This is a genomic window from Bartonella sp. AP21QHHD (assembly GCF_042196205.1).
In the GTDB taxonomy this organism is placed as follows: Bacteria; Pseudomonadota; Alphaproteobacteria; order Rhizobiales; family Rhizobiaceae; genus Bartonella.
The window spans coordinates 1-1,309 of the sequence record NZ_JBHIPT010000124.1; the positions used below are offsets into that span (position 1 = coordinate 1).

Genomic DNA, 1,309 nt, shown 5'->3' on the forward strand with positions numbered 1-1,309 from the left:
AAGCAAGGAGCAACTATGACCAAGAAAGTTCGTGAGGGGATATCGGTTCGTGCGTTTGCCAAAAAGATGCGTGTTTCACCTAATGCGGTGGTTTCTCGATTTAAGACAGGTAAATTTGATGCAGCTCTTTTTGAAGATGGTTCTGTCAATGAAGCCCTTGCCACAAGCATCTGGAATGAGAATCCAACAAAGCGCCCTGCTCCATTTTTAGCGCCTGATGGTCAACCGCGGACAAAGATCAAACAAGCCTCTACAGATGGAGCCAATGAATACAAGATAAAACTGGAGCGAATGCAAGTTGCCCTTGAAAGCGAGAAGATTGCCCTTGAACGCTTACGCGAAACAACCGTTGACCGTGAAGAAGTCAAGAGAGCAGCCCGCGAGTTTGGAAGAGCACACCGTGACGCTATGTTGAATTTTCCGCATCGTTTTGGTGCAAGCATTGCTGCACAAGTTGGATGTGATGCAGCCAGCCTTATTGGTGCTATTGATTATTACATGAGAACCGCTTTACTTGAGGCGGTTAATATTCCAGTGCCTTTTCATGATCCTCATTCTCCAGAGTTAGAGAACTTGCAAGAAACGAATAATGGATGACAATGCAGTCGAAGAATTTTTCGCTAATGCCAATAACGCACGACAACCCGACCCACCGTACACGGTTTCGCAATGGGCGGATAAGAATAGATACCTTAGCACGGTAGCAAGTGCTGAACCTGGATTGTGGAGAACAAAGCGGACCCCCTATTTGCGCGAAATCATGGATAATCTTTCCTCTCACAAACCAATTGAAACAACTATTGTCATGAAAGGGGCGCAAGTTGGCATGTCAGAGGCAGGATTGAACTTCTGCGGTTATGCTATTCATTATAGTCCAGGACCTGCTCTTTATGTCATGCCGACCGTTGAGACAGCCAAAAAGCTTTCAAAGACGCGGCTTGATCCTATGATTATGGCAAGTCCAGTTTTAAGCGAACGCATTGCCCCAGCACGAGCACGTGACAGCGGGAATACCATGTTTTCGAAAGAGTTTGATGGTGGTGCATTGATGCTTACAGGAGCAAACAGTGCAGCTGGTTTGCGTTCCATGCCTATTCGTTATCTGATTTTGGATGAAGTGGATGGTTATCCTCTCAGTGTGGATAACGAAGGTGATCCGGTGATGATTGCGGAAAAGCGTACCTCGACCTTTGTACAACGAAAGATCTTTAAATTGTCCACGCCGACACACCGTGACACAAGCCGTGTAGCCAAGGATTTTGTGCTAGGAGACCAGCGATATTACAACGTGCCTTGTGATGCATGTGGT

Annotated in this window: 2 protein-coding genes; both read left to right on the top strand. The window is 46.4% G+C overall.

The window, feature by feature from the left end:
* The first annotated feature begins 15 nt into the window (after window positions 1-15).
* Window positions 16-597, top strand: coding sequence for a hypothetical protein (locus tag ACFIMC_RS10055; RefSeq protein ID WP_375680735.1), 582 nt, complete (start codon window positions 16-18; stop codon window positions 595-597).
* The coding region (locus ACFIMC_RS10060) for a phage terminase large subunit family protein (protein ID WP_375680734.1) at window positions 590-1,309 on the top strand (720 nt) is incomplete at its 3' end. The genes ACFIMC_RS10055 and ACFIMC_RS10060, both read left to right, overlap by 8 nt.

Excerpts from the sequence above, each read along its gene's own strand:
- ACFIMC_RS10055 (WP_375680735.1), top strand. The coding sequence starts at position 16 with ATGACCAAGAAAGTTCGTGAGGGGATATCGGTTCGTGCGTTTGCCAAA.